We start from the raw sequence: 25,939 nt of genomic DNA, 5'->3' as shown, positions 1-25,939 counted from the left end.
CGCCGCCTACCTGGTGCGGAACCAGCCCGGTTCTCGTCTACCGAGCGAGCGCGTCCCGCAGCGAGACGGGCGGACGGCCCAGCAGTTTCGCCAGGTCGTCGCTGGAGGTCTCCAGGTCGCCCCTCGCGATCCCGAGGTCGATGTCGACCACGAAGTCGGCGATGTCGGCGGGCAGCCCGGCGCCCTTGAGGACCTCCCGATACTGGTCGGCGCTCAGCGACGCGTACTCGACCGGCTTACCGGAGGCCTTGGCGACCTCATCGGCCAGGGTCGCCAGGGTGAAGACCTCGGCCGCGAGTTCGTACACCCCCTTCTCGGGTTCCTGGGTGAGAACCACCGCGGCCGCGTCGGCGAAGTCGGCGCGAGCGGCCGCGCTGACCAGCCCGTCACCGGCCGCGCCCGCGATCCCGTGTTCGAGATAGGTGGCCAGCTGGCCGGTGTACACCTCGTAGTACCAGCCGTTCCGCAGGAACACCGACCGCAGCCCCGACTCGGTCAGCAGCTTCTCGGTGGCCTGGTGGTCTTCGGCCAGCAGCATCGTGGAAGCAGGCGCGTTGAGAACGCTCGTGTACGCGACCAGCTCCACCCCCGCGTCGACGGCGGCGGCCACGACGTTCTCATGCTGCCCGCGCCGCCGGGCCAGGTCCGACCCGGACACGAACAGCACCTTCGACACCCCGTCGAAAGCGCGGCGGAGCGTCTCCTTGTCCTCGTAGTCGACCTGGCGGATCTCCACACCCAGGTCGGCGGCCTTCTCGATCTGCCGCCCGATTCCCCTGATCTGATCGGCGGGGACGCCGCGGCGGAGCAGACTCTCGATGGCGAGCCGACCGAAGGGTCCGGTGGCGCCGGTGACGAGGTAGGTCATCTCTGGTTCCTCTCGTAGTTCAGGTAACCGAGGGAACAGACCAGGTCAGAGCTTACTTCCCGATCGATAGAGGGCACCTTGAAGTGCAGTACTCACCTGGAGGATAGTGAGCAGGTGGAGAGCCTGAGAGACTGCGCGAGCCGACAGCTGCTCGACCGTATCGGCGACAGCTGGAGCGCGCTGATCGTGATGAACCTGCGCGGCGGGCCGCTGCGGTTCACCGAACTGTCGCGGAAGATGCTGGGAGTGACCCCGAAGATGATGACGCAGACGCTTCGCAATCTGGAGCGCGACGGGCTGGTGACCCGCACGGTCCACGCGGTGGTGCCGCCACGGGTCGACTACGAGCTCACGCCGCTGGGCCGCAGCCTCGAAGGCGTGGTCGACGCGATCACGACGTGGGCCGACACGCACATCGCCGACGTGCTGACCGCCCGCGACGCCTACGACTCGAAGCTGTCGACGGCGAAGAACCCGTCATGACCGCCGCAGCCCGACGGCGGCGCCTCGGCCCCTGCGACCCACGATCCCGCCTGCTTGAAGGCGTCGCCCTCGAGGATCTCGCTTCTGCCCGGGGGCTTCACGCCGTGCCTTCCCTCAGGCGTGTGGACGGGCGTGGTGCCCTGAGGCCAGATGGGGACGACGGTTCTGTCCTTGGTGACGGCGACCAGGCAGGATTCCTTCTCGAGCCAGGACAGCCGCGCGTTCAGCGACCCCAGATCCGCAGGTTCCAGGTCGTGGACGAGAATGGCCGGTTCATCGCCGATCTTGCAGAAGAATGACACGCAGGATATTTCCGCATTTGGGCGTTCAACCGGAATGCGAACGGCGGAATCGGCGGCGCCGCAGGCCGACAAGCCCGCAATACCGGCAAATACCGTGACGGCTGTCAGCCTCATGGCGAGCGCGTCCTCCCCTTCGATTGGCGCCACCTTAACGGGCCTGAGGAGCATCGCTGGGAGCCACGTCGCACCGTGGGCATCGACGAATTCGCCGGTCCGGTTGTGGCGCTGAAGTCGCGCTCTCTCCCCGGGCGGACATGCGCGACCATAACCGGAATGGACACTCACTTCCTCGGCATCGCCGATCTGGCCGAAGCCCCGCCCGTGGCGGTCGTGGTCGACGTCATGCGCGCCTTCACCGTGGCCGCCTGGGCCTTCGCCCAAGGGGCGGAGAAGATCGTTCTTGCCGGGTCACTGGACGAAGCCCTGGCGCTCAAGGCCTCCCACCCGGACTGGCTGGCACTCAAGGACGGTCCGCCCACGCCCGGGTTCGACCTGGTCAATTCGCCGGGCCTGCTCCGGTCCGCCGACCTCGGCGGACGTACCGTCGTGCAGAAGACCACGGCGGGGACGGTCGGCGTCCTCGCGGTCAAGGAGACCCCGCTGGTGCTGTGCGCCAGTTTCGTGGTGGCGGAGGCCACCGCCCGGCTCCTGCGGACACACGAGAGCGACAGCGTCACCTTCGTCGTCACCGGCGAAGACGGTGAGGCCGAGGAAGACCTGGCGTGTGCTCAATACATCGCCCGCCGAGCCATCGGGGCCGAGACGGACGCCGCCGAGTTCCTCCACCGCGCCCGCACGTCACGCGCCGCCGCCGAACTGACGGAGGGTGTGCGCCAGGGAACTCATCCTGATGACGTCGCGCTCTGCCTTGAGCTCGACGCGTTTCCCTTCGCCATGGTGGCGGGCTCGGAAGACTCGCTCATGGTCCTGCGCCCGTATCCCTCGATCTGAAACGACAGGCGTTTCCGACACGCGGCAAGTATGCAGGCACCGACAAAGGCACCCGGATGCTGCCGCACGCATGGATTTTCGCAGGGGCGCGACTTTCAGATCATCGAGCCACCGGCGCCCGGGGTCACTTCGCGGCCGGGCCGGATTCCCCTCTGATGGACTCCTGGTAGACCTCCGCGTAGGTGCGCGAGTCTTTGACCAGGTCGTCGCAGAAGGCCGCGACGTCGTCGCCGATGAGTTCCAGGACTCCCTTGCCGCCCGCGACACCCTCCTCGAAGAAATCGAGGATTCCCGAGAGCAGGGTCCCGTCATGCAGATCGACAGGCCCGATCTTGAAGAAGTATCGCTGAATCTCCTTGTAGACGATCTGATAATCCGGCGGCAGCGCCTTGACCCGCGCCATGTGCGCCCGCCACTGTTTCTTGCCTTCGATGATGTCCTGGATGCCCACGTCAGCCTCCCAGCCGGCCCAATTTCCTGGCGACGTTCCTGTTCAACTGCTCGCGCCACCGGTCGCGAAAACTCCGGGCGCCTTCCCCTCCGGCCAGCGCCGCGCAGAAGCCCGCGATGTCGTCGCCCAGCACCTCGTGAACGCTCCGCCCGTCGGCCGCCGTCTCTTCGAGCAGCCCCAGAGCGCCGTCGAGAATCGGCATCAGGTTCCGGCCCGTGAAATCCCCATAAGGAAAGAGATGGCACTTGATCTGTTCCCATGCCGCCCGATAGTCGGCCGGCAATGCTGCGGCCCGACCTTCGAACGCCTTGAAATCCCTGGTGAGATCACTGCCGGTCATGGTCTCCCACAAGTTCATCTCCCACCCTCCTTGAGCTTCTCGATCCGTGAAGTGATGTACTCCCACTTCGCCCAGAACGCCGCGAGTTCCGCCCGCCCCGCGTCATTGAGCGCATAGAACTTTCGCGGCGGCCCCAGCCCCGACGGTCGTTTCGTCACCTGGACCAGCCTGTTCTTCTCCAGCCGCAGCAGGATGGTGTAAACCGTCCCCTCGACGACATCGGCGAAGCCGAGTTCGTTCAGCCGACGCGTGATGGCGTATCCGTAGGTCTCCTCGCCGCCGAGGATCTCCAGCACACAGCCCTCAAGCGTGCCCTTCAGCATCTCCGTCAGGTCGTCCATCGCGGACCCTCTTCCGTCCTCCAAGTACTCTGTAGTACCGAGTACCGCTATACAGTACCACGGAGTAGTGGTCGCAAAGAAAAAGCCCGCGACCCTGCCGATCCGCAGGTCACGGGCTCATGGCTCAGATCAGCTCTCGGCGGGCTGCGCCGCCTGCTCGGAGGTCTGACGGATGCGCTCGATCTGCGTTTCGGTGACATTGAGGGCGCCGAACTGCTTCACGGCCTGGTAATAGGTCCAGGCGAGACTGTTGCAGGTGCCGCGGGGAATGGTGGAATACGGCGCACAGATCTGCTTCATGTCGTAGTAGAACGCGTCGTCGATACGCGATTTGTTCGCCGGGAACTGTCCCACGGCCTTGTAATTGCGGTAACCGAAGTCGTGCCGGCGGCACGGCATTCTGAAGTCGAAGCCGAGCGGCTGGTCGGGGCTGGTGGAGCACAGGTCGGTCGACCAGTCGAATCCGTAGTCGGCCCAGGCGCCCTGGTTCTGCCAGGCGGCCCGCCAGCTGTTGGCGCTGGCGGAGGTGGGCTGGCTGAAACTGGAAAGTGTGGCGAGCTTTTGCTGCGGCGTTACCGCGTATGCAGGGAGTGTTAATCCGAGTAATGTGGCGAGGGAAGGGGCGACGATCGCAAGGGCGCGCTTGACCATGGTGCTCTTCCTTTGTCCGTGGGGAAACCTCGACGGCAGTGGCCTGCCACTGCATAACAATGAGGCGAAACAACCGCCGACGCCGGAACAGATCTACATCAAGATCAGCCCCAAGATTCGCCAAACATCACTCTTTACAATCTGACAACTCCACTGTCGACACTCTTTGTGATGGTGATGTCACAAGCCGCAGAGCTTTGAGACCGCGACACAGGGCCGGCCCGCCGTGCCTGCTATCAGACAGTGGGCTCGATTTCACGACCTCTTCAGAACCCGGAAACGGTGCTACCGCGACTCAAAGAGCGCGACGCCACCCGTCATCGCATGGACCATTAGAGAGCGGGCACTCCCTGCGACGGACGCGAGGATGTGACGTACACCGACGATCACAGGAGGAACAATGGCGGGCTCGAGCGCGGCACCCTCGGACGAGCACGGGACCGCACCGATCGAGGACCTCACCACGGGGGCTCCACCGTCGGTGACCGGCATGTGGGAGATGGTCCCCCGACTGCTCGCCGACAGCCGCTACCTCGTGCTCGCCACCGCCGATCACCAGGGGCTGCCGTGGGCCACTCCCGTCTTCTTCGCCCCCCATGACGAGGACCGGCTCTACTGGGTGTCGTCACCGGACAGCAGGCATTCCCGTAACCTCGCCGAACGCCCCGACGTGGCCATCACGGTCTTCGACTCCCACGCGCCCGTAGGCGGCGCCGAGGCGCTCTATCTCGAGGCGACCGCCGGTCCCGCCGACGATCCCGTCGCGGCCCTCGCGGCGCTCAACGCCCGCCTCCCCACCGGCAAGGAGCTCACCGGCGACGACCTCGCACCGTCCGGCACCTTGCTGGCCTACAGCGCCGACGTGCGAACGCACTTCGTCCTGATCCGGGGCGGCGATTCCCGCTTCGACAACGTCACCGACGCGCGACTCCGCGTCACCCGCCCCCAGTAGGGGGCCGGGGGGCGGCGGTGATCCGATCGTGACGGGAGCTTCCGTGGCCGCGTTGGCCAGCGGGGTCATCCTCAGGCACGCTTCTCAAGACCGGCCTGGTGTTCGGAATGAACCCGGCCGCCCTCAGCTACAACCAGATTCTCGCCGTGGCGCCCGCCACCATCGCCTGGTTCAAAGAGGCCACCGCCCGCGACCACCGCATCCATCAGGCCCTGGACAAGCAGCGGGAAGCCCTTCTCACCGAATCTCAGTGATGGAACCCCGTCGCCTTCATGTCCCGATGCATGGGATGCGGCTGCGCCTCCAGCTCCGGCAGCACCCGCCCCAGATCGTCCAGCAGCAGATCCGCCAGGTCGTGGGTGAACCCGTTCCGCACCACGATCCGCAGCACCGCCAGATCCTCCCGATCCTTCGGGAACGTATAGGCAGGCACCAGCCACCCCCGCTCCCGCAACCGCCGCGACACATCGAACACGTCAAAAGCCGTGACCGTGTCAGCGGTGGTGAAGGCGAACACCGGCAGCTCGTCCCCCCGGGAGATCAGCCGGAACACCCCGAAGTCGTCGATCCGCCGTGCCAAATGGGTGGCCACCGCACGTGACATCCCCTGAACCTCCGCATACCCCTGGTGCCCCAGCCGCAGGAAGTTGTAATACTGCGCCACCACCTCAGCCCCGGGCCGGGAGAAGTTCAGCGCGAAGGTGGGCATGTCCCCGCCCAGGTAGTTGACCCGAAAGACGAGCTCCTCCGGCAGGCAGGACGTGTGCCGCCACAGCACCCACCCCACCCCGGGATAGACCAGCCCGTACTTGTGCCCGGACGTATTGATGGAAGCCACCCGAGGCAGCCGGAAATCCCAGACGAGCTCGGGATCGAGGAAGGGCGCGATCATCGCCCCGGACGCCCCGTCCACATGCACGGGAATGTCCCACCCCCGGGAGGCCTGCAATGCGTCCAGCGCCGCGCAGATCTCCGCGACGGGCTCGTAACTGCCGTCGAACGTCGACCCGAGGACCGCCACCACCCCGATGGTGTTCTCGTCGCAGTACTTGACGGCCTCCTCGGCCGTGAGATGAAAGCGCTCCCCCGACATGGGCACAAGCCGGGGCTCGACCTCCCAGTAATTGCAGAACTTCTCCCAGCACACCTGGACGTTGGCCCCCATGACGAGGTTGGGCCGCCCCGTCCCGGACCAGCGCCGCTTGAGCGCCATCCCGGCCAGCATGCAGGCCTCACTCGATCCGGTGGTGGACGTCCCGATCACGTCTGAAGGAGAAGGGGCGTTCCACAGGTCGGCAAGGATGCAGACGCACCGCCGCTCGAATTCGGCGGTCTGCGGATATTCATCCTTGTCGATCATGTTCTTGTCGGCGCACTCGGCCATCAACCGGGCCGCCTGCGGCTCCATCCACGTCGTCACGAACGTGGCAAGGTTCAGCCGGGCGTTCCCGTCCAGCATCAGTTCGTCGTGGACGAACTGCCACGCCGCCTCGGCGGGCACCGGCGAGTCGAAGAGCCGATGCGTGGGAGCGGTCAGATCAAGCCCCAGCGCCGTGACCGGATTGACCGATCGCGACGCCGGGTGCTTGTGTGAATGTCCGGAGTGCAACGCCATGATCGATATCTATCAGGCACACACTCCGTACGAGGTCAGCCGCGCTCGGCCGCGACCAGTCGCACGCAGACGGCCAGTCCGCTGATCGCCGCCTCCAGCTCCGCCATGTCAGGGAAGGTGGGCGCGATCCGGATGACCGAGTCGGACGGGTCCTGCCCGTAGGGGTGCGTCGCGCCGGCGGGCGTCAGCGCGATTCCCGCCTCGGCGGCCCGCCGGACGACTTCCTTGGCACACCCCTCAGGCACCGTCAGCGAGATGAAGTATCCGCCCAGCGGCGACGACCAGGTGGCCAGCCCGGACAGCTCCTTGGACAGGATCGCGTCGACGGCCTCGAACTTGGGCCTGATGAGAGAGGCGTGCGCGCGCATGTGGGCCCGCACCCCGTCTTCGTCGCGGAGGAACTCGACGTGCCGGAGCTGGTTGACCTTGTCGGCGCCGATCGTGCCCTTGCCCATGTAGCCGAGGAACCAGGCGATCGTCTCGGGCGACCCGCCGAAGAACGACACCCCGGACCCGGCCAGGGTCACCTTCGACGTCGACCCGAACACGAACACCCGGTTGGCGTTCCCGGCCTCGGTCGCCAGCGTGAGGATGTCGGCCAGCTCCGCCTCCTCGTCGAAGAGGTGGTGGATGGCGTAGGCGTTGTCCCAGAAGATCCGGAAATCAGCCGCGGCGGTGGGCATGGCGGCCAGCCGGGCGACGGTCTCGGGCGAGTAGGTCGTCCCGTCGGGGTTGGAGTACTTGGGCACGCACCAGATGCCCTTGATGGCCGGGTCGGCGGCGACGAGCCGCTCGACCTCGTCCATGTCCGGCCCTGCCGGGGTCATCGGCACCGGGATGAGCTCGATCCCGAACCGCTCGCACAGCGCGAAGTGCCGGTCGTATCCGGGGACGGGGGCCAGGAACGCCACCCGCTCCTCGTCGGCCCACTTGCGGGCGCCGCCGAGAGGGACTCCCAGCAGGCAGTAGACGACCGTGTCGTGCATGAGGGCCAGGCTTGAGTTGCCCCCGACGATGATCTGCGACGCCGGCACCTGCAGGAAGCCGCTGAACAGGGACCGCAGCTCGGCCAGCCCGTTGAGGCCGCCGTAGTTGCGGGTGTCGGTGCCGTCGGCGGCGCGGAAGGACGTTCCGGGCAGGGAGAGCATCGGGGTCGACAGATCGAGCTGAGCGGAGGCGGGCTTGCCCCGGGTCAGATCGAGCTTCAATCCCCTTGCCTTCAGCTCCTCATACTCGGCACGCACGTCGCTCATCGCGGGTTCCCTCGGTAGTAATGGCCGGACATCGAAAGCTTAGTCACCACAGCCCGGTCTCCCGCCGCGAGGTGAACTCCCCGATCTTCCCCAGCGCCTCGGCCACCGCCATACCAGCGAGTTTCCGCCCGTCCCGCAGCCGCACGGACACCTCACCGGCGGCCACCTCGCGAGAACCCACGATCAGTTGGTACGGCACCAGCCGCGCCTCCCGGATCCGCGCCCCCAGGCTGCCCTTCTCCGGCCCGGCGAGCCTCACCCGCAGCCCTTGATCCACGCAGCGCGCCACCACCGACCCGGCGAACGCCACCTCGTCCTCCCCCAGCGGCAGCACCGCCACCTGCACCGGCGCCAGCCAGGCCGGGAAGGCGCCCCCGTGCACCTCGATCAGATGCGCGACCGCCCGCTCGACGCTCCCGACGATGCTCCGGTGCACCATGACCGGCCGGTGCCTGGCCCCGTCGGGCCCGGTGTATTCGAGGTCGAACCGCGAGGGCTGATAGAGGTCGATCTGGACGGTCGACAGGGTCGACTCCCGCCCGAGGTTGTCGGCGATCTGAATGTCGATCTTCGGCCCGTAGAAGGCGGCCTCCCCCTCGACGGCCTCGTACGGCACCCCGTCGAGCACTTCGCGCAGCATCTCCCCCGCCCGCTCCCACAGCCCGGGGACCGCCACGTACTTCCCCGATGACCCCGGCAGGGAGAGCCGGTACCGCACCGGCTTGATCCCCATCGCCGCATGGGCCGCGCCGATCAGCTCCAGGGCCGCGCGGGCCTCCTCGACGGCCTGGTCGGCGGTGCAGAAGATGTGCGCGTCGTTGAGCTGGATGGCCCGCACCCGGGTCAGCCCGCCCAGCACCCCGGACAGCTCCGAGCGGTACATCCCGCCGAGCTCGGCCAGCCGCAGCGGCAGCTCACGGTAACTGCGCCCCCGCGAGCGGTAGATCAGCGCGTGGTGCGGACACAGGCTGGGCCGCAGCACGACCTGTTCCCCGCCGATCGACATCGGCGGATACATGTCGTCCCGGTAGTGGTCCCAGTGGCCGGAGATCTCGTAGAGCTCGCGCTTGCCCATGATCGGCGAGTAGACGTGCTGGTAGCCGTTGCGTCTCTCGACGTCCCGGACGTAGTCCTCCAGCGCCAGCCGCACGGCGGCGCCGTCAGGCAGCCAGAAGGGCAATCCCGCGCCGATCAGCGGATCGCCGTCGAACAGATCGAGCTCACGGCCGAGCTTGCGGTGGTCGTACACGATGCGTCTCCCTGGTGGAAAGGGGCGCACAACACACCGAAGCCCGGGGCGTGTGGCCCCGGGCTTCGAAGTAAGGCAGTGATCAGCGCGCCGGGACGGATTCCGGCGTCGTCGTCAGATGGGCGCGCTGCATACCGCAAACGCTAACACGCGGGCCGCCGGAAGGTCTTCCGGAAATCCACGTCACCCAAAGCCCCTCCCGCCCGGGGGTGAGGCCATCGTGCCGACCGCGACCGACATTCTCGTCGCGCCGGCCACGCCCTGTGGACAACCCGCGAGCCGCCCGGGGACGTTTTCAGCAGACCGACCGGTCGGTACCCTCGGCCCATGACTCTCTTCTCCGTCGAAGGCAAGACCGTCGTGGTGACCGGCGGGTCGCGTGGGATCGGGCGGATGATCGCTCAGGGCTTCGTGGACGCGGGCGCGACCGTCTATCTCACCGCCCGGAAGAAAGACCAGCTCGACGAGGCCGCCGCCGCACTGGGCTGCGGCGCCGTCCAGGCCGATCTCTCGACCCGCGAAGGCGTCGAGGCCGTGCACGACTTCGTCGCCGCCCGCCACGATTCGCTGGACGTCCTGGTCAACAACGCCGGCGCCGCCTGGGGCGCCCCTCTCGACGACTATCCCGAGTCGGCCTTCGACAAGCTCTGGAGCATCAACGTCAAGGGCGTCTTCGCCCTGACGCAGCGTTTCCTGCCGATGCTCAGAAAGTCGGCGACCACGGACGACCCGGCCAGGGTCATCAACATCGGCTCGGTCGACGGCCTCAGAACCCCCGCGATGGAGAGCTACGCCTACTCGGCCACGAAGTCGGCGGTCCACATGCTGACCCGGCACCTCGCCGACCGCCTCGCGAAAGAGTCGATCACCGTCAACGCCATCGCCCCCGGCCCGTTCGACTCCAAGATGATGTCGTTCGTCCTCGACGACCCCCAGGCCCGCCAGATGGTCGCCGACAGCGTCCCTCTGGGACGGATCGGCCGCCCCGACGACATGGCCGGGACGGCGATCTTCCTCGCGTCGAGGGCCGGCTCCTACCTGACCGGCACCGTCATCCCCGTGGACGGCGGGATCACGGCGCACGGATGAGCTAGGCCAGCATCTCCTTCAGCGACCGCGCGAACAGCCCGGGAGCCTCAAGCTCGGTGTCGAGGTAGAGGAAGGGCTCGGTGAGCTCGAGCTCGATCAGCACCGGCTCGCCGCCGGGCATCCGGACCAGGTCGACGCGGGCGTAGAGGAGCGGTTCGGCCACCTTGCCCAGGACCTCCTCGGCCAGATCGAACTGGTCGTCGTCGGGGTCGCGCAGGGTGGCCTTCGCCCCGGCGTCGTTGAGGTCGCCGACGCCGGGAATCAACAGGGGCGTGCGCCGCACGGCGTGGCTGAACTGGCCGTTGAAGTAGTGGAGCGACATCTCGCCCTCGTGCTCGACGCTCTCGACGTAGGGCTGCACCATGATCGGGCGGCCCTGCGCCTCAAGAGAGGCGGCGAACGCCGAGGCCTCCTCCACGGAGGCGGTGCGGATCGTGTCGCGGGCCCCGGCCGAGATGGTCGGCTTGACGACATATTCGGGCCAGTCGGGCAGGGCGAGCGAGCTCCAGTGGGTCGGCACGGTCGGCACGCCCAGGTACTTCAGATAGGTCTTGTCGGTGTTCCACGCCAGCACCGACGCCGGGTTGAGCAGCCTGGTGTGCTGTTCGGCCTGCCAGGCCCAGTCGATGAACTCGTCGCGCCGGCCCACGTAGTCCCACGGTGAGCGGACCACGGCCGCGTCGAAGGACGACCAGTCGGCCTCGGGGTCGTCCCAGCGGACGGGCGCGCCCTCGATCCCCTCGGCGAGCCACGCCGTCAGCACGACCTCGCGTTCCGGATCGGGGCCGTCCCAGGTGACATATGCGGCCTTCATCGAGCTTTCCCCTTGCGTGGTGCGGTGATGACGTACAGCGCCCATCATGGCCGCAACGCACGGCGGCGCGCGCCGGGCCCGGAAGGAGGGCCCGGCGCGCGCCGGAGACCGCTGACTAGCGGCCGAAGCGGTAGGCGAGGCCCGCGACGCTGTTCCGCGCGGTCACCGAGATGCCGTTGATGGTGTTCGAGTTGGTGGACGAGCCACTGCCGATGTTGGTGGCGGCCACATTGCCGAACACATTGCCGGACTGGGCGGAACCGCGATTCACGCTGCTGTTGCTGACCCAGGTGTCGGCGTGGGCGGGGGCGGCCATCAGGCTCGCACCACAGGCGGCGGCGAGGACGGCACCGGTCACGGCAAGCTTCTTGAACATGTTCTCTCCTTCGGGTGGGGTGAGTGCTGGGGACGCGACCGGGCGGTTTACTTGAAGATGTAGACCACGGTCACGCTGCCGCCGGTGGCGGTAGCGGAGATGCCGTTGATCGTGTTGACGTTGGTCGAACGGCCAGAGCCGGCGTTGCGCGCCGCGACCCAGCCGAAGTTGTTGCCCGACTGCGCCGAACCGATGTTGGCGCTCCAGTTGTCGGACCACGTGTCGGCGTGGGCCGGGGTGGCGATGAGGCTCGCACCGGCGGCGGCGGCGAGCATCGCACTGGTCACGCAGATCTTCTTGATCACTACGGCTCCTTCTCGCGCTTTCCTTGACGGTCTGTTTGACTGGCCGGTCAAAGCACTGCCGAGCATATAGCTCTGCGTAGTTGTTTGATAGCACTCTGTGATCAGAATTTTAGTCTAGACATGGAAACGGCCCCGCGGCTGCGCCCGCGGGGCCGTGCTTATTGGGATTTCAGGGCAAACGGCCGGTCAAGGTCTCGGCAGCCGCCTGGCCACAGACCCGCGACGCGCCGTGTGTCGCGATGTGCACGGAGCCCAGATCGGTGCGTCCCGGCAGGCCCATCTCGACCACCACGCCGTCGGGACGAGCGGCCAGCATGTGGCCGAGGGCGTCCATCTGCCAGGCGTGGCGGTGGGCGTCGCGCACCACGACGACCAGCGGGCGGTCGGCGGCGCGGCTTAGGAGGTCGGCGGGGATGCCGTCGGCCAGTTCGGCCTCGCCCAGGCGGGTGACCGTGGTGCCGGGGAGGAGCGCTCCCAAGGGATCGGCGACGCCCCAGGGCTGGCCCTTGTCGATGGCCAGGTTCGTGTCCGGGGACAGCTCGACGACGTGCGGGGCGGTGCTCAGCGGCAGGCGGGCGCCGTCGTGGTGGCTGACCCTGATCGCGCGGCGGGCGGCGGCCAGGCCGACCGGGCCGCCGTTCAGCACACGATCTCCCGGCGCGAACCGCCAGGCGGCCAGCTTGGCCACCCGGGCGCACGCCTCGTGCAGCCTGCCCTCGGACAGCCGGCCGCTCACCACCGCGTCGGCGATCGACTCACGGATGTGGTCGAAGGTCGCCTCGTCGGCGTGCTCGCCCCCGACGCAGACCGAGTCGGCCCCTGCGGCCACCGCGCGGACGCTGGCTCCGCCGATGCCGTAGGACGCGGAGACGGCGGCCATCTCGATGGCGTCGGTGATCACCACGCCGTCGAAGCCCAGTTCACCGCGGAGCAGGTCGGTGAGGATGCGGGGGCTGAGGGTGGCGGGCATCTCGCCGTCGTAGGCGGGGACGACCAGGTGTCCCGTCATGATCGCCCGCACGCCCTCCTGGATGGCGGCGCGGAACGGCCACAGTTCCACCTCGTGCAGCTCGTCGCGGCTGACCGCGACGACCGGGAGGCCGTGGTGGGAGTCGACCGCCGTGTCGCCGTGACCGGGGAAGTGCTTGGCGCAGGCCGCCACGCCGGTCGACTGCAACCCCCTGATCCAGGCCGCCGTGTGGCGGGCCACCAGGCCCGGGTCCGCACCGAAGGAGCGCAGCCCGATCACCGGGTTGTCGGGGTTGGAGTTGACGTCGGCGGCCGGCGCGAAGTTGATCGTCACGCCGGCGGCGGCCAGGTCGTGTCCGACGTCTCTGGCCACCTCCTCGGTGAGATGCACGTCGTCGACCACGCCGAGGGCGTAGTTGCCGGGGCGGGAGCTGCCCGTACGGGCCTCCAGCCGGGTGACGTCGCCCGCCTCCTCGTCGATGCCGACCAGCAGCGCGGGGTTGTCCACCCGCAGTGCGGCCGTGAGGGCCGCGAGCTGGTCCGGCGTGTCGACGTTCCGGGAGAACAAGACCACCCCGGCGAGGCCGTCGGCGAGACGCCTGCGCAACCAGTCGGGAGGCGAGGTCCCGACGAAGCCGGGGAGGATGACCGAATCAGCCAGACGCAGCAGCTCCGTGCTTCGCGTCATGCGGCACCGCACTTGGGCATGCCCGAAATCTAATAGGAAAGTTTCCTATTCGCTAGAGGTCTTACCTGCAATTTCACAAGTCGATTCGTTCGAGCTTGTTACCGACGGCTCGAAACGAGGCTGCCGTGGACACCGGGGCGCCGGGCCGGTCGACGTACGCGACGGTCCGGTAGTCGACGGTGAACTCGTCCATCGAGGCGTTGGCGACCAGGTAGCCGCGGTGGCCGTCGAAGAAGCCGAGGTGCGGGTTGCGCTCCAGCGCGTCGTCGCGCACGGCGGGCGGGGCGCTCGTGATCGCGGTCGCGACGAATTCCACGCCCCTGTCAAGTTCGGCCGCCCAGGCGTTGTGGACGTCACCGCTCAGCACCACGAAGCTGTCGGGGGCGGCCTGGAGGATCTTGCTCCGGCTGGCCGGGTAGGCGTCCCACGAGTCGGTGCTCGGGGGGTTCCTCGGGGCGAAGAACAGCGGCTGGGCGAGGACGGTCCAGCGCGCGGTGGACCCCTTGAGGCGGTCGAGCAGCCACGTCGTCTGGGCCGGGCCGAGCATGTCGCCCGGGGTCCGGTACTGGCGCACGTCGGCCAGCAGCAGGTCGACCACCTTGCCGAGCGGCCGCCAGCGGCTGAACTGCATCGCGTCGGCGCCGGGTTTGACGCGGTAGGGCAGGTGCTCGTAGTTGGCCTGATAGGCGGCCTTGCGGCGCTTCAGGTCGACCGTCTTGCCGTAGTTGTTCACGACCTCGTGGTCGTCGGGGATGGTCAGCCAGGGCGCGGCGGCGTGGGCGGCCTGCAGGTCGGGGTCGAGACGGTAGAGGGCGTAGCGCTCGCGGTAGGCGGCCAGGGTGCTGCAGGCGGCGGCGGAGTCTTTGAGGGGTCGTACATAACGACCCAACGCGGGGTCGGCTGGTTTGCCGTATTCATAGATGTAGTCGCCGAGGTGCAGGATGACGTCGGGGTTCTCGGCGGCCAGGTGCTTGTAGGCGGTGAAGTGCCCGTGCTCGTAGCGCTGGCAGCTCGCCACCGCGATCCGCAGCGGCGCCGTCGAGGTCGGCGCCGGAGCTGTTTTCGTACGGCCCACGCGCGACGTGTGGCCCTCCACGCGGAACCGGTAGAAGTACACCGAAGACGACCGTAAGCCTGAGACCTTCACGTGCACGCTGTGCGCTCCGGCCGGTTGGGCCCTGGTGGTGCCCGAGGCCGTGAGCTTCAGGAACGTGTCGTCTTCTGCCAGCTCCCACCGCACGTCGAACGCGCTCTTGGGCATGCCGCCGCCGTTCAGGGGATCGGGCGCGAGGCGGGTCCAGAGGATGACGCCGTCGGGCGCGGGCTCCCCCGAGGCGACGCCCAATGTGAACGGGAATTTGATTTTCGCCATCCTCGATCATCGCCCGATTCGCGACTGTGAATGGCCCGTTCGGCCGTACGGCTCATAATGGGTGGGTGAACCAGCGCAAGAACACCGCGACGGCGCGCAGAACCCACGTGGGGCCCGCCTCCGAGCGCCGCGACCACCTGGTCAAACTGGCGGCGGAACTGTTCGCGCGCAAGGGCTTTCAGGCCACCACCGTCCGGAACATCGCCGACGAGGCCGGCATCCTGTCCGGCAGCCTCTACCACCACTTCGACTCCAAGGAGTCGATCGTCGACGAGGTCCTGCGCACGTTCCTCGACGACCTGACCGCGCGCTACCGGGTGATCCTCGATTCGGGGAAGGGCCCGACCGAGGTGCTGGCCCAGATGATCCGCATAGGGTTCGCGACGCTCGAACCCCACCGCGCGGCCATCACCGTCATGCAGAACGACTGGAACTATCTGCGCTCCCTGGAGCACCACCGGTTCGACTACCTCGTGAAGGCCGAAGACGAGATCGAGCGCATGTGGCTGGAGCAGATCAAGAAGGGCCAGGCCACCGGGGCGTTGCGGGCCGACGTCGACCCGAAGCTGACCTACCGCATGATCCGCGACTCGATCTGGGTGGCGGTCCGCTGGTTCCGTCCCGGCGGGCGGCTCAACACGGGCGCCCTCGCCGACCACTACATCACGGTGCTGTTCGACGGCCTGGCGACCGGAGACCGGACCAGCCAGCCGGGATGAGCCTCGTCGACGCGGCCCGGGCCGCCCTAGGCGACCTCGCCGACCCGGAGAAGGCACCGGCGATGCGGGCTTACATGAAGTCCGAGATGCCGTTCCTCGGCGTGCAGACCGGGCCCCGGCGGCTGGCGCTGAAGAAGGTGTTCGCCGAACACCGCCTGGAGTCGGCGCCGGTGTGGCGCCGCACCGTCCTCGAACTGTGGCGCGAGGCGAAATACCGCGAGGAACGCTACGCGGCGATCGACCTGGCGGGCTTCCGCCTCTACCGCACCTGGCAGACCCTCTACACGCTGCCCATGTACGAGGAGATGATCGTCACCGGCGCCTGGTGGGACCTGGTCGACGAACTCGCCGTCCACCGGGTGGGCACGCTGCTGCGCCAGTTCCCCGAGACGATGCGCCCGACGATGCTCGAGTGGGCCCACGACCAGAACCTGTGGAAACGCCGCACGGCGATCCTGTCGCAGAACACCTTCCAGGAACGCACCGACAGCGCGCTGCTCTACGCGTGCATCGAACCCAGCCTGTCCGACACCGACTTCTTCGCCCGCAAAGCGATCGGCTGGGCGTTACGGGAGTACGCGAAGACCGAGCCCCGCGAGGTCGTGCGCTACGTCGAGCACCAGGGGTTGAGCGGGCTGTCGCGCCGCGAGGCGCTGAAGAACGTACCGGGCGGCGACCCGCCGGTACGGTGAGGTTACGCATCAGGCAGGAGGCAACCGGTGTCCACCCCGCATCACGACGGCGAGGCGATCATCCCCCGTCCGCCGCTGACGACGGCCGCGTTGCGGGCCGCGTTGGCCCAGATCGCACCGGCATACCTGGGGCAGTTCATCGAGCACCTCGACCAGGCGACGGAGCAGGCCGCGCGGCAGAGTACCGTCGCCCCGCTGCACGCGTTCCTGACGCAGTGGGGCGAGTTCGTGGCGATCCACCGCCACCCCGCCATGGCCAACCGCCTGCGCGAACTGGAGCAGCGAGTCGCGACGGCCACCGACCGGCAGGCGGTGACGGTGGCCATGGCCGAGATCCGGGAGATCCTCGACACAGCCCATCGTGACGCCACCGGTGAGTGACACCTGGATCTGGGAGTACGACCCAGACGAAGAACACGTCGCCTCAGGGCTGCCGGCCCAGGTCATCGCGGAAGTGGAACGACTGGCCGACCAGTTGGCGATCCTGGGGCGCGACGCGGCCGGCGCGGGCAGAGGTTCGCTGCACGGAGGCGGGCTCCGAACGCTCGATCTCTTCGGCGGCCGGGGCTACATGCACTTCATCGTCGCCGACCACTTGCGCCTCGTCCTGGTGGTCCGAGTCACCTGGCTGGATTGAGACGACGGCGAACGGCTCGCGCGCCCCGAATGCGCGCGAGCCGTCATGTCAGTCTCAGCTGTTGGGTACGGTGTCGACCCAGCTCGTGCCGCCGGTGCGGTAGGTGTTCACTCGCTGGATGACGGTGGCGGGCGCGACCACCTCGTTCTTGGCGTGGTAGAACCAGTCGATCTGCTGGATCCACTGGCGCTGGGTGCTGCTGCCGACCAGGCCGCCGCTGATGAACCACAGGTTGAAGTTCACCGACTGCACGGTCTCGGGGTAGTAGTCGCCGCCGTGGGTGGCGAACAGGTTGCCGTCGATGTAGTACTTGATCTCGCCGCCGGAGACCTGGAGAACCAGGTCGTGCCAGCCCGCGTAGCTGATGCGGTTCTCGGTGTGGGTGTTGACCGCGAGCCAGGGCTCGTTGCGGTAGGTCTCCCATGAGGTGGCGTACATGATGTTGGCGGGCTCGCCCCAGCCGCCGTTCGGCAGATACTCGAAGTCCTGCTCGCTGTAGTTGGGGTCGAGGTCCTGGTTGAGCGGGGTGATCGTGAAGAAGGTCTGCACGATGTGGTCGCCGTCGGGGCCGGTCGTCGGGGCGTCGGTGAAGAGCACCCGGGCGGCGTAGGTGCCCTCCAGGAACTTGCGCTGGTGGAGGACCTCCGACTGCTGGGTGCCCGCCCCGGTGCCGTCGGTGACCGACTTGAGCTGGAGGGCCTTGTTGGCGCCGCTCACGGTCGGGAAGGTGACGTTGGACGCCGGCCACGACGCGCCCGGGATGCCGGGGCCGCCCTGGTTCGTGCGGATCGTCCAGTTGTGCGCGTTGATGTTCGGGTCGGTGTGCGACGCGTAGCTGAAGTCGTCGAACACGACGCCGTTGTTGCCGCCGGGCGGCGGTGAGGTGCTCGGCGAAGGCGAGGCCGACGGCGAGGGGCTGGGGTTGCCGCCGGTCGGCGCCACGCCCCAGAGCAGGGCGCCCGACTGGTAGACGGTGATCTTGTTCCAGTCGGCGTACGACGCCTGCGCGGCGAACGAGTAGTCGTCGCTCTGGGTGATGGTCTGCCAGTCGGCCCGGTAGAACCGCAGCTGCATGTCGCTGGTCGAGGCGCCCGGGGCGAGCGACCCGCTGGTGAAGCCGATCTCCAGGTAGCGGTCGGCGGTGGCCGTGCCGGGAGAGATCGCGCCGAACGAACCGGTGATCGTCGAGCAGCCGACGACCGCCCACGAGCAGGCGAACCGGTACTGCTGCGACGCCGAGTCGGCCTTGAAGTAGTAGCGGACCTTGACGGTGTTGAGCGGCACCGTGGTGGTGCCGGTGTTGACCACCTTCAGCCAGGGTTCGACCTGGTCGGCCGTGGCTCCGGACGCGCTGGTCTTGTACTGCACCTTGAGGGCGGTCGCGGCCTCGGCCGGCAGCGCCACGAGTCCGACCACGGCGAGGGCGGACATCAGCCCGCCGGCTAACCACTTCTTTCTGGACACATCGTTCCTTTCCTTAAGGGATGAGCGGACCCACCGACACGCCCCGTGCGGCGAGACGGGTCAGGTGGGGGTCTAGACGGCGCAGGAAGTCGGAGTAGTCGTCCGCGGAACCCCAGGCGACCTCGGCGAACGCGAGCAGCCGGGGGAAGGCCTGGCGTTCGACGTCGGCCGGGGTCGGCATGTACTCGGTCCACAGCTGGGCCTGGACGCCGATGATCCCCGGCGCCGACGGCGGGACGAAGTGGTAGGTGTTCGACAGCGACAGGACCCGGTCGGGGAAGAACGGGCCGGCCTCCTGCTCGGGGGGATAGTCCAGGTACGTGCGCAGATGCGGGGCCAGCACGACGTCGCGGCCCTCCAGAGCCGCCAGGGTGCCGCTCTCCTCGTCGAGCCACGTCATGGTGGTCGCGCCGGGGGGGCCGTCAGGCTTCTCGTACCAATAGACGAGTTTTCTGTTCTTCCCGGCCAGGTGCTCGGCCATCCGGCCGGTGATCCACGCCCTCGCCGCGTGGGCGCCGGGGAGGCCGAGTTCGGCGATGCGCTCCTGGGCGCGCGGGGTGCGTTCCCACTCGGTGTTGCGGCACTCGTCGCCGCCGACGTGGATGTACTCGCTCGGGAACAGCTCGCAGACCTCGTCGAGGACATGGTGGAAGAAGGTGATGGTCTCCTCTTCCAGGTTGAGGGTGTGCTCGCTGATGCCCCAGGTCGTCCAGACCTCGTAGGGGCCGGCCGGGTCGTTGCCGAGTTCCGGATACGCCGCCAGTGCCGCCTGGACGTGCCCCGGGAGGCCGATCTCCGGAACGACGCGGACGAACCGTGCGGCGGCGTAGGCGACGATCTCCCGGATGTCCTCCTGGGTGTAGTGGTCGCCCGAAACCTCGGTGAGACGCGGGTAACGGCGGATCTCCAGCCGCCAGCCCTGGTCGTCGGTGAGGTGCAGTTGCAGCACGTTCAGCTTCAGCTCGGCGATCAGGTCGATCAGCCGCAGGATGAACGCCTTCGGCATGAAGTGCCGGGCCACGTCGAGCATCACCCCGCGCCACCCGAACCGGGGCGCGTCCTCGATCACCCCCTCCGGGAGCCGCTCGCCGAGCTGGCGCAGCGTCTGACGGCCGTAGTAGGCGCCGGCGGGCCCGCCGGAGGCCAGCTCGACGCCGCTCTCGCCGACGGTCAGGCGGTAGCCCTCGTCGGGGAGGCCGGAGTCGGGCGTCAGCCGTACAAGATCCTCGGAGTATTTGACCGAACCCCCGAGGACGGCCAGGTCACGTGGCCGCGGAATGATCACGTTGGATTCCTTTCTCAGCCCTTGACGGCGCCGGCGATGATCCCGGAGGTCACCCGGCGCTGAAGGATCAGGAAGATCAGCAGGACCGGCAGCATGAAGAGCGTGGCGGCGGCCATGGTGGCGCCCCAGTCGGTGCCGAAGACGTTGGAGAAGGACGAGAGCCAGACGGGGAGCGTGCGGTCGTCCTGGTTCTTGATGATCAGCGCGTTGGCGAACGCGAACTCGTTCCACGCGGTGATGAAGCCGAACAGCGAGGTCGACATCAGACCGGGCGCGAGCAGCGGGAAAACGACCTTCCTGAAGGCCGCGGCCCTGCTGGCGCCGTCCATCTGAGCGGCTTCTTCGAGCTCCTCCGGGATGGCGGCGAGGAAGCCCCGCAGGGTGACGATCGTGAAGGGCAGCGTGCCCATGAAGTAGATCAGCGTCAGCATCGAGAGCTTGTCGAGCATGCCGGTGTCGCGGGCGATGATGAACATCGGGATGAGCAGCGCCTCCCATGGCGCCATCTGCGCGATGAAGACCATGAGGATGAACGCCTTGCGTCCCCGCCACCGCATCCTCGCCACCGCGAAGGCGGCCAGGAGCGCGACGACCAGGCTGAGCAGGACCGCGCCGAGCGACACCAGCAACGAGTTGCGCCAGAACAGCCCGAAGCCATCGGAGTTGATGGCGGTCTCGAAGTGTTCGAGCGTGGGGTGCAGCGGGAGGAACTGCGGGGTGTCGGCCTGGATGTCGCGGGTCGGCTTGAAGGCCGTGACGACCATCCAGTAGACGGGGAAGACCGAGAAGGCGATCACGCTGAGGGCGGCCAGCGTGAGGGGGATGCGTCTCACCGGCCCTCTCCTTCGTGCTTGTACATGCGGCGCAGGTGCGGGATCAGCACGGCCAGCAGGATCAGGACCGTCAGGGTCGAGATGGCCGAGCCGAGGTCGTATTTGTGCAGCGACTGGGCGACCTGGAAGGCGTACACCGGGAGGGTCGTGGTCGCGCCGTCCGGGCCGCCCTGGCTGATGGCCCAGATCTGGGCGAAGCACTTGAAGACCCAGATGATCTCCAGCGACGTGATGAGGCCGAAGAGGGGCCGCAGCATCGGGAAGGTGACGTCGCGGAAGACCTGCTTCTGAGTGGCACCGTCGATCTTCGCCGCCTCGAAGAGCTCACCCGGGATGGTGGTGAGACCGGCGTAGAGCGTGAGCGCCGCGAACGGCACCGACTGCCAGACGACGAGCAGCACCATGATGGCGAACGTGGAGGTGCCGTCGGCGAACCAGGTGTAGCCGTCGAACTGTGCGAACCCGATGCTGGTCAGCAGCCAGTTGACCACTCCCAGCTTCGACTGGAAGAGCCACTGAAAGATCGTGGTCGCCGCCAGGACCGGGGTGGCCCAGGTCAGCACCAGCCCCGCGAGAACCGCCAGCCGCAGCTTCTTGCCCAGCCTGGCCACCATCAGGGCGATCAGGGTGGAGATGACCATGATGAGGACGACGTTGATGGCCGTCCAGACGAGGGTCCTTCTGACGACGGCCCAGAACTCCGCCGACCCGAGCGCGTCGTAGTAGTTGTCCAGCCCGACGAACGCGGCGCCGCCCCGGATGAGCTCGCCGGTCCTGAAGTGCTGGAACGAGATGATCACGCTGCGGATCAGCGGATAGAACAGCAGGTAGGCGGTGCCGGCGACGGTCGGGATCACCAGCAGGTAGGGCCACAGGGCCGGGAGGGCGCGTCTCCGCCGCGATGGCGGCGGCACCGCTGTGGCGACGGGCCGCTCGGGAGCCTGCGTGACCACGGGTGTCCTTTCTTCTCTGTACGAACTGGGCGAGATCCCTCTGAGGGACGGGCCCACCCGTGCGACCCCGGGATGGGGAAACGCGGCCGGCACGGGCGGACCCGGGACCTGAGGCGGCTAGGACTTGGTGTTGAGGATGTCCGCGATGACCTGGGACGCCTTGGCCGCTTCGGCTGCGCCGTCCGTGCCGGTCAGGTAGGTCGTCATGAATTCCTTGATGACGTTCTTGGCCTCGACCGCCGCCCAGTTCGCCGAGTTCGGCGTCGCGTGGCCGTTCGCCGCGCCCTTCGCCATCGCGGCCGCGCCCTCACTGGTCAGCACGCCGCCGAGGGAGACCCGGTTGGGCACGTAGGACATCTCCGTGGCCATGGCCGTCTGGAACTTCTCGCCGGCGAGGGCCTTGACGACCTCGTACGCGAGATCGGGGTTCTTGGACGCCTCGGGCACGATCAGGTCGCTGCCGCCGGTGAAGACGGCGCCCGGGGTGTCGGCGGTCTTGCCGGGGATCGGGAAGAAGCCGAGCTTCCCGGCCAGGTCGGGGTTGGCCTTCTCGATCGCCACCGCGCCGCCGGGAGCCGAGATGAGCTGCGCCACGTCGCCCTTGGCGAACACGTCGGCCTGCGGCGGGTTGGCCTCGTCGGAGTCCTTCGGCCCCTCGCCGAGCGCCTGGAGTTTCTTGTAGAAGTCGATCCCGGCGAGCGCCTGCGGCGTGTCGAGGCCGCCCTTCCAGGTGCCGCCCTCGTTGAGTGCCAGGTCGCCGCCCTCGTCCCAGATGAACCCGGCGAGGGTGTACCAGTTCTGTCCGGGCAGGTAGATGCCCTGCGTGCCGTCGGCGTTGAGCTTGGTGGTGACGTCGATCCACTCGTCCCGCGTGGTCGGCGGGGTCACGCCGGCCTTGCCGAACAGGTCCTTGTTGTAGATGACGACGCGGTTGGCGGCGTACCAGGGCACCCCGAACTGCTTATTGTCGATCTTGCCGGGATCGGCGAGGCCGGGGAGCCAGTCGGCGCCCTGGAGTTCGGTCACCTTGTCGGTGAGATCCTTCACGCCGCCGCTGGCGGCGTACTCGGCGACCTGGGTGTTGCCCACCTCGATCACGTCAGGGGCGTCGTTGCTGGCCAGGGCACTGGTCACCTTCTGCCCGATGCCGTCCCACTCCTGGATCTGGACGTCGAGGGTGACCCCTTGGTGCGCGGCCTCGAAGTCGCGCTCGAAGTTGGTGAGCAAGGTCTCGGACATGCTGTCGCGCATGATCCAGACGGTGAGCGCAGTGGCGGCGGGTGCTTCGGGAGCGGTGCTTTCCGTGGACGAAGAGCCGCATGCGGTGAGCCCGGCGGCGAGCGCCAGGACCGCTGCCGCGGCGAGGAACCGGGGGGCCATTGGTTCTCCCAGTGGTCAGATATTGGTAAGCAATCTGCCTGCTGGCGCTAGAGTGGTCTTAACCAGTTGACCCGTCAAGACCCGTTATTCAGTGTTTACATTCGACAACTGGTAAGACGCTGGTAAGGTCGGAGGCGTGACTGTCAACATGCGAGCAGGCCTGAAGCGCGACCGGGTACGCGACTTCCTGCTCGACTACGTGGCCGACAAGAAGCCCGGCGAGGCCATCCCGTCGGAGCGCGACCTGTGCAAGGAACTGGGCGTTTCCCGCCCGACCCTGCGGGCGGCCATAGACGACCTGGTGCGCTCGGGCGTCCTGGTCCGCGAACACGGCCGGGGCACCTTCACCGGCCCGCAACGCGTCACCCAGGCTTTGGCCGCGACCCCGAGTGGATCGTTCTACGCGCCGCCCGCCGAGGGAAAATGGCTGAGCGCGATCCTGGAGTTCGGCTCCTCCCCCGCCGGCCCGCAACTGACCAGCCGGCTGCAACTGGCCCCCGCGACCCCCGTGCTCCGGGTGGTCCGCCTCCGCGTCGTCGACGACGAACCGATGGCGATCGAACGGCTGCACCTGCCCCACGAACTGGTGCCGGGGCTCGTCCCGGCCGACATGGAGACGGGGTCGTTCTACAAGGTCCTGCGGGAGCGCTTCGGGGTGGACGTGCGCAGCGCGGTGCAGACCATCGAGGCGACGGTCACCGACGAGACGGAGGCCGAGCTGCTGGGCGTGCCGGAACACTTCCCGGCGCTGCTGGTCGAGCGGACGACCCGCGACGTGAACCAGCGGATCGTCGAGTTCACCCGGTCGATCTACCGAGGGGATCGGTATCGGGTGACGTCGGAGCTGTACTTCGACGCCGAATCGGGCTGAGGCGGCGGGTCTGAAGAGTCAGCAGTTCGCTCTTCTGATGAGCTCCAGCACCCAAGGCTTGCCACAGGCGGCGGAGTAGTCGCCAGTCAGGACGACCGTCTCGGCTGTCGGTGGCCGGCCGATCACTCGAACGGCGATCGCGGCGCCCTGAAACAGAGTGGGTGTATGGCCGCACAGGACGGTGGTTCCGGCCTGCTCTACGCCGTAGCCATTGCAGTCAACCTTAACCGATTCGGATTTCCCTCCGGATTCGTAACGAATCCAATCGTCGCCGTAATCGGTAACCTTGGTTCCGTGGGTGCCGTCGACGATTCCCAGGATCGCATCCCGGGCGGCCATGACGACATTGACACCTCTGGGCTCGACGTTAAAGGTAACACTGCTTTCGATATATTCTGCCAAATGTACCCCCGTCTGGAGGTGCCCCTTTCTGGTCGGGTGAAACGATCGCTGCTTCCGCATATCGCCCGAGGTCAGGGAGAGCGTCAGGCCGTTCAGCCATGGGTCCTTGGAACACAGGCCATGCCGGTCGGCCGAGTCGCCTGATTTCTCATAGACATTGTTCGCGATATCCAGGAAGTGGAACCTCACTCCCCTGGAGGCCCATCGATCATCGGCTTTTCTGACGGCGCCGGCTATCTCGTCGTTTAGGTAGGTGCCGAGCCGCCTGAGCATCTTGATATCGTCGGCGTAAATTCCCGCACAGCTGCCGACCGCACGTCGCCACAGGGCCCATCGACCGACCTCCTCGATCACCTGCGGATATCCGGCCACGATGATGTTTCCACCAGGGTTCACCCGGCTGGCCAGCCCATCGTAGAGCGCGGGAAGATTGACACTTCCCTTATACCCTTTTCCTTTCGGAGCGCTTCCCGTCAGCATGTCCACTCGTGACTTGAGCGTCTTCAGGCTGATGCCGCATCCAGGTAGTTTGGGATACCCCCACACGTCCAGGCCGAGACAACGGGTGATGACGTTGGCGAAGCCGATATTGTTTCCTCCGAGGCTGAAGGTGATCAGATCCCATTTCGATCTGCCCCAGCCCTCCGCCTCCACCACCTGCTCGTTCCAGTCATCCGTTATGGCCCCCGTACAGGCCACGAATTCCTGGGTGGCGAATTTTGGCCGCTTGACCCGTTCGAAGGCCACCACACCCCACGCACGGGCATCGCTTTTCTTCGTCGCGGAAATCATCCCGGTGGCTCTGGCGCATTCGCGGCCGTGCTGGTCGCGGATTCTCGTCGTCCCGGGAATGCCCTCTCCAGAGGAGTAGCTGTCGCCCAGCGCGAGCCACGAGAGATCTTCCGCGTGACCGAGGGGGGAGGCCGAATGAGCTGGCAGGAGTAACGAGAACATCGCTGTCGCGACGAGCAGCAGGACGGGACGACTTCTCATCGCGGCACCCCCAACGCGTCCAGGCGAAGATCGACAAGGCCGACCGCATCCGCCAGTTCGTCGTGCGTGTCCTCAGATCCAGGGCATTCCGCGAGGGCGGCCGACAGGGCACGGCGCTCCTTGTGGAACAGCTCGCGTGCCACCTCGTCCGGAATTCTCTCTATGAGGTCGGCGGCGGCGTCCATCGGGAGTTCGGATGTCAGCCGCTCTATCCTCCTGGCGCACTCCCCGGGTTGATCTCCCGGTGGGGAGATCTGCTCTATCGCAGAATCATGAAGTACGTCGACCAGTGCTTTTCCTTGATCCGCGAGGAAAACGGCGCTTTCGCTGTCACCCGCGGGAGAGGGGAACTGAGCCGCGTCTCCTGCTGAGTCTTTCCTCGCCTGCTGGAGAGCCGGCGAGCCGGAATCCTGATTCTTGACAAGGAAGAAAGCGAGTATCGCGGCCGCTACCGCGATGACCACGCCAGCCAGGATCCATCTAGGCAAGCTCAACCGACGATCCACAAGCAAGTACTTATGCCAATTTCAGACAGTTCTTCCCTTTTATGCCAATCGTCCACTTCGAGATGAAGAATGAGCTTATTGGGGGGCACAGCATTGATCCTACGAAGGAGATGCCATGAACAGAAGCCCCCGCCA

At 67.4% G+C, this 25,939-nt stretch carries 31 protein-coding genes; 10 read left to right on the top strand and 21 right to left on the bottom strand.

The annotated features are described in order from the left end of the window. Positions 1-37: 37 nt before the first annotated feature. A complete protein-coding gene (locus AW272_RS15260) occupies positions 38-868 on the bottom strand; it encodes an NAD(P)H-binding protein (RefSeq protein ID WP_066364901.1) in 831 nt (276 codons plus the stop codon). 114 nt (positions 869-982) lie between these two features. Here AW272_RS15260 and AW272_RS15255 point away from each other — a divergent pair, with 114 nt between their 5' ends. Beyond that, positions 983-1,351: a winged helix-turn-helix transcriptional regulator gene (locus tag AW272_RS15255; RefSeq protein ID WP_245657557.1), complete on the top strand. Its 369-nt coding sequence runs from the start codon at positions 983-985 to the stop codon at positions 1,349-1,351. Here the strand turns inward: AW272_RS15255 and AW272_RS15250 are convergent. Beyond that, on the bottom strand, positions 1,312-1,767 hold the full coding sequence (locus AW272_RS15250; RefSeq protein ID WP_157518570.1) for a hypothetical protein: 456 nt from the start codon (positions 1,765-1,767) through the stop codon (positions 1,312-1,314). The two genes, AW272_RS15255 and AW272_RS15250, sit on opposite strands and share 40 nt — an antisense overlap. 159 nt (positions 1,768-1,926) lie before the next feature. Between AW272_RS15250 and AW272_RS15245 the strand changes: the two genes are divergently transcribed. Beyond that, the gene (locus AW272_RS15245; RefSeq protein WP_066364892.1) at positions 1,927-2,604 is read left to right on the top strand and encodes a 2-phosphosulfolactate phosphatase; all 678 of its coding nucleotides are present in this window, start codon (positions 1,927-1,929) and stop codon (positions 2,602-2,604) included. Between the two features lie 124 nt (positions 2,605-2,728). Here AW272_RS15245 and AW272_RS15240 read toward each other — a convergent pair whose 3' ends face one another. The 4 genes from AW272_RS15240 to AW272_RS15225 form a co-directional block, all read right to left on the bottom strand. Further along, positions 2,729-3,055: a DUF1048 domain-containing protein gene (locus AW272_RS15240; protein WP_066364890.1), complete on the bottom strand. Its 327-nt coding sequence runs from the start codon at positions 3,053-3,055 to the stop codon at positions 2,729-2,731. Between the two features lies 1 nt (position 3,056). Beyond that, positions 3,057-3,395, bottom strand: coding sequence for a DUF1048 domain-containing protein (locus tag AW272_RS15235; protein WP_245657556.1), 339 nt, complete (start codon positions 3,393-3,395; stop codon positions 3,057-3,059). 14 nt (positions 3,396-3,409) lie between these two features. After that, positions 3,410-3,736, bottom strand: a complete 327-nt coding sequence (locus tag AW272_RS15230; protein ID WP_066364883.1) for a PadR family transcriptional regulator — start codon at positions 3,734-3,736, stop codon at positions 3,410-3,412. 129 nt (positions 3,737-3,865) lie between these two features. Further along, positions 3,866-4,387, bottom strand: a complete 522-nt coding sequence (locus tag AW272_RS15225) for a phospholipase (protein ID WP_066364881.1) — start codon at positions 4,385-4,387, stop codon at positions 3,866-3,868. 400 nt (positions 4,388-4,787) lie between these two features. Between AW272_RS15225 and AW272_RS15220 the strand changes: the two genes are divergently transcribed. Then, on the top strand, positions 4,788-5,339 hold the full coding sequence (locus tag AW272_RS15220; RefSeq protein WP_066364879.1) for a pyridoxamine 5'-phosphate oxidase family protein: 552 nt from the start codon (positions 4,788-4,790) through the stop codon (positions 5,337-5,339). Positions 5,340-5,446: 107 nt separating this feature from the next. Then, positions 5,447-5,593, top strand: coding sequence for a hypothetical protein (locus AW272_RS40600; RefSeq protein ID WP_174551821.1), 147 nt, complete (start codon positions 5,447-5,449; stop codon positions 5,591-5,593). Here AW272_RS40600 and gad read toward each other — a convergent pair. From gad to thrS, 3 genes are read right to left on the bottom strand one after another with little or no spacing between them, the layout of a single operon-like run. Next, positions 5,587-6,954, bottom strand: coding sequence for a glutamate decarboxylase (gad, locus tag AW272_RS15215; protein WP_066364876.1), 1,368 nt, complete (start codon positions 6,952-6,954; stop codon positions 5,587-5,589). The genes AW272_RS40600 and gad overlap by 7 nt on opposite strands. A gap of 35 nt (positions 6,955-6,989) precedes the next feature. Next, entirely contained in the window at positions 6,990-8,207 is a 1,218-nt protein-coding gene (locus AW272_RS15210) for an aspartate aminotransferase type Ic (RefSeq protein WP_066364875.1), read from the bottom strand. Between the two features lie 43 nt (positions 8,208-8,250). After that, on the bottom strand, positions 8,251-9,456 hold the full coding sequence (gene thrS / locus AW272_RS15205) for a threonine--tRNA ligase (protein WP_066364874.1): 1,206 nt from the start codon (positions 9,454-9,456) through the stop codon (positions 8,251-8,253). A 327-nt stretch (positions 9,457-9,783) separates the two neighbouring features. Between thrS and AW272_RS15200 the strand changes: the two genes are divergently transcribed. Next, the gene (locus tag AW272_RS15200) at positions 9,784-10,545 is read left to right on the top strand and encodes a glucose 1-dehydrogenase (protein WP_066364873.1); all 762 of its coding nucleotides are present in this window, start codon (positions 9,784-9,786) and stop codon (positions 10,543-10,545) included. A 1-nt stretch (position 10,546) separates the two neighbouring features. Here AW272_RS15200 and AW272_RS15195 read toward each other — a convergent pair whose 3' ends face one another. The 5 genes from AW272_RS15195 to AW272_RS15175 form a co-directional block, all read right to left on the bottom strand. Next, positions 10,547-11,359 carry an ATP-grasp domain-containing protein gene (locus tag AW272_RS15195; RefSeq protein WP_083958344.1) on the bottom strand — a complete coding sequence of 271 codons (813 nt, stop codon included), beginning with the start codon at positions 11,357-11,359 and terminating at the stop codon, positions 10,547-10,549. Between the two features lie 115 nt (positions 11,360-11,474). After that, complete coding sequence (locus AW272_RS15190; protein WP_066364868.1) at positions 11,475-11,735, bottom strand: hypothetical protein; 261 nt, start codon at positions 11,733-11,735, stop codon at positions 11,475-11,477. 47 nt (positions 11,736-11,782) lie between these two features. Beyond that, complete coding sequence (locus AW272_RS15185; protein ID WP_030450924.1) at positions 11,783-12,040, bottom strand: hypothetical protein; 258 nt, start codon at positions 12,038-12,040, stop codon at positions 11,783-11,785. Positions 12,041-12,209: 169 nt separating this feature from the next. After that, positions 12,210-13,697, bottom strand: a complete 1,488-nt coding sequence (locus tag AW272_RS15180; protein ID WP_066364867.1) for a glycoside hydrolase family 3 protein — start codon at positions 13,695-13,697, stop codon at positions 12,210-12,212. A gap of 73 nt (positions 13,698-13,770) precedes the next feature. After that, the gene (locus AW272_RS15175) at positions 13,771-15,069 is read right to left on the bottom strand and encodes an alkaline phosphatase D family protein (RefSeq protein ID WP_066364866.1); all 1,299 of its coding nucleotides are present in this window, start codon (positions 15,067-15,069) and stop codon (positions 13,771-13,773) included. A 65-nt stretch (positions 15,070-15,134) separates the two neighbouring features. Between AW272_RS15175 and AW272_RS15170 the strand changes: the two genes are divergently transcribed. Genes AW272_RS15170 through AW272_RS15155 form a run of 4 tightly spaced genes read left to right on the top strand, consistent with a single transcriptional unit; the run spans position 15,135 to position 17,117 of the window. Next, positions 15,135-15,788, top strand: coding sequence for a TetR/AcrR family transcriptional regulator (locus AW272_RS15170; RefSeq protein ID WP_066364865.1), 654 nt, complete (start codon positions 15,135-15,137; stop codon positions 15,786-15,788). After that, on the top strand, positions 15,785-16,480 hold the full coding sequence (locus tag AW272_RS15165; RefSeq protein ID WP_066364864.1) for a DNA alkylation repair protein: 696 nt from the start codon (positions 15,785-15,787) through the stop codon (positions 16,478-16,480). Before AW272_RS15170 ends, AW272_RS15165 begins: the two co-directional genes overlap by 4 nt. Before the next feature lie 27 nt (positions 16,481-16,507). Beyond that, positions 16,508-16,861, top strand: coding sequence for a DUF6247 family protein (locus AW272_RS15160; RefSeq protein WP_066364863.1), 354 nt, complete (start codon positions 16,508-16,510; stop codon positions 16,859-16,861). Beyond that, positions 16,854-17,117: a hypothetical protein gene (locus AW272_RS15155; RefSeq protein WP_066364861.1), complete on the top strand. Its 264-nt coding sequence runs from the start codon at positions 16,854-16,856 to the stop codon at positions 17,115-17,117. Before AW272_RS15160 ends, AW272_RS15155 begins: the two co-directional genes overlap by 8 nt. Positions 17,118-17,171: 54 nt before the next feature. Here the strand turns inward: AW272_RS15155 and AW272_RS15150 are convergent, their stop codons facing one another. From AW272_RS15150 to AW272_RS15130, 5 genes are all read right to left on the bottom strand, one after another. After that, on the bottom strand, positions 17,172-18,581 hold the full coding sequence (locus AW272_RS15150; protein WP_245657555.1) for a cellulose binding domain-containing protein: 1,410 nt from the start codon (positions 18,579-18,581) through the stop codon (positions 17,172-17,174). 13 nt (positions 18,582-18,594) lie between these two features. Beyond that, entirely contained in the window at positions 18,595-19,866 is a 1,272-nt protein-coding gene (locus tag AW272_RS15145; protein ID WP_066364857.1) for a beta-N-acetylhexosaminidase, read from the bottom strand. A gap of 14 nt (positions 19,867-19,880) precedes the next feature. Continuing rightward, complete coding sequence (locus AW272_RS15140; protein ID WP_066364855.1) at positions 19,881-20,699, bottom strand: carbohydrate ABC transporter permease; 819 nt, start codon at positions 20,697-20,699, stop codon at positions 19,881-19,883. Next, positions 20,696-21,652, bottom strand: coding sequence for a carbohydrate ABC transporter permease (locus tag AW272_RS15135; protein WP_218010906.1), 957 nt, complete (start codon positions 21,650-21,652; stop codon positions 20,696-20,698). The genes AW272_RS15140 and AW272_RS15135 overlap by 4 nt, the downstream gene beginning before the upstream one ends. Before the next feature lie 117 nt (positions 21,653-21,769). Then, positions 21,770-23,032, bottom strand: coding sequence for an extracellular solute-binding protein (locus AW272_RS15130; RefSeq protein WP_066364849.1), 1,263 nt, complete (start codon positions 23,030-23,032; stop codon positions 21,770-21,772). Between the two features lie 136 nt (positions 23,033-23,168). Here AW272_RS15130 and AW272_RS15125 point away from each other — a divergent pair, with 136 nt between their 5' ends. After that, positions 23,169-23,903, top strand: a complete 735-nt coding sequence (locus AW272_RS15125) for a GntR family transcriptional regulator (RefSeq protein ID WP_245657554.1) — start codon at positions 23,169-23,171, stop codon at positions 23,901-23,903. Positions 23,904-23,921: 18 nt separating this feature from the next. Here the strand turns inward: AW272_RS15125 and AW272_RS15120 are convergent, their stop codons facing one another. Together AW272_RS15120 and AW272_RS15115 are read right to left on the bottom strand one after the other, a co-directional pair. Continuing rightward, positions 23,922-25,298, bottom strand: coding sequence for an SGNH/GDSL hydrolase family protein (locus AW272_RS15120; protein WP_083958342.1), 1,377 nt, complete (start codon positions 25,296-25,298; stop codon positions 23,922-23,924). Next, positions 25,295-25,762, bottom strand: a complete 468-nt coding sequence (locus tag AW272_RS15115) for a hypothetical protein (protein WP_066364847.1) — start codon at positions 25,760-25,762, stop codon at positions 25,295-25,297. The genes AW272_RS15120 and AW272_RS15115 overlap by 4 nt, the downstream gene beginning before the upstream one ends. Positions 25,763-25,939: the final 177 nt, after the last annotated feature.

This window comes from Herbidospora mongoliensis (assembly GCF_001570545.1).
Classification (GTDB): domain Bacteria; phylum Actinomycetota; class Actinomycetes; order Streptosporangiales; family Streptosporangiaceae; genus Herbidospora; species Herbidospora mongoliensis.
The sequence above is the reverse complement of the archived record's forward strand: the minus strand, read 5'-3'. Positions and strand labels throughout refer to the sequence as shown.

Excerpts from the sequence above, each read along its gene's own strand:
- AW272_RS15230 (WP_066364883.1), bottom strand. The coding sequence starts at position 3,736 with ATGGACGACCTGACGGAGATGCTGAAGGGCACGCTTGAGGGCTGTGTG.
- AW272_RS40600 (WP_174551821.1), top strand. The coding sequence starts at position 5,447 with ATGAACCCGGCCGCCCTCAGCTACAACCAGATTCTCGCCGTGGCGCCC.
- AW272_RS15120 (WP_083958342.1), bottom strand. The coding sequence starts at position 25,298 with ATGAGAAGTCGTCCCGTCCTGCTGCTCGTCGCGACAGCGATGTTCTCG.
- AW272_RS15165 (WP_066364864.1), top strand. The coding sequence starts at position 15,785 with ATGAGCCTCGTCGACGCGGCCCGGGCCGCCCTAGGCGACCTCGCCGAC.
- AW272_RS15220 (WP_066364879.1), top strand. The coding sequence starts at position 4,788 with ATGGCGGGCTCGAGCGCGGCACCCTCGGACGAGCACGGGACCGCACCG.
- AW272_RS15235 (WP_245657556.1), bottom strand. The coding sequence starts at position 3,395 with ATGACCGGCAGTGATCTCACCAGGGATTTCAAGGCGTTCGAAGGTCGG.
- gad (WP_066364876.1), bottom strand. The coding sequence starts at position 6,954 with ATGGCGTTGCACTCCGGACATTCACACAAGCACCCGGCGTCGCGATCG.
- AW272_RS15260 (WP_066364901.1), bottom strand. The coding sequence starts at position 868 with ATGACCTACCTCGTCACCGGCGCCACCGGACCCTTCGGTCGGCTCGCC.
- AW272_RS15200 (WP_066364873.1), top strand. The coding sequence starts at position 9,784 with ATGACTCTCTTCTCCGTCGAAGGCAAGACCGTCGTGGTGACCGGCGGG.
- AW272_RS15175 (WP_066364866.1), bottom strand. The coding sequence starts at position 15,069 with ATGGCGAAAATCAAATTCCCGTTCACATTGGGCGTCGCCTCGGGGGAG.
- AW272_RS15180 (WP_066364867.1), bottom strand. The coding sequence starts at position 13,697 with ATGACGCGAAGCACGGAGCTGCTGCGTCTGGCTGATTCGGTCATCCTC.
- AW272_RS15250 (WP_157518570.1), bottom strand. The coding sequence starts at position 1,767 with ATGAGGCTGACAGCCGTCACGGTATTTGCCGGTATTGCGGGCTTGTCG.
- AW272_RS15210 (WP_066364875.1), bottom strand. The coding sequence starts at position 8,207 with ATGAGCGACGTGCGTGCCGAGTATGAGGAGCTGAAGGCAAGGGGATTG.
- AW272_RS15225 (WP_066364881.1), bottom strand. The coding sequence starts at position 4,387 with ATGGTCAAGCGCGCCCTTGCGATCGTCGCCCCTTCCCTCGCCACATTA.
- AW272_RS15195 (WP_083958344.1), bottom strand. The coding sequence starts at position 11,359 with ATGAAGGCCGCATATGTCACCTGGGACGGCCCCGATCCGGAACGCGAG.
- AW272_RS15190 (WP_066364868.1), bottom strand. The coding sequence starts at position 11,735 with ATGTTCAAGAAGCTTGCCGTGACCGGTGCCGTCCTCGCCGCCGCCTGT.
- AW272_RS15245 (WP_066364892.1), top strand. The coding sequence starts at position 1,927 with ATGGACACTCACTTCCTCGGCATCGCCGATCTGGCCGAAGCCCCGCCC.
- AW272_RS15130 (WP_066364849.1), bottom strand. The coding sequence starts at position 23,032 with ATGGCCCCCCGGTTCCTCGCCGCGGCAGCGGTCCTGGCGCTCGCCGCC.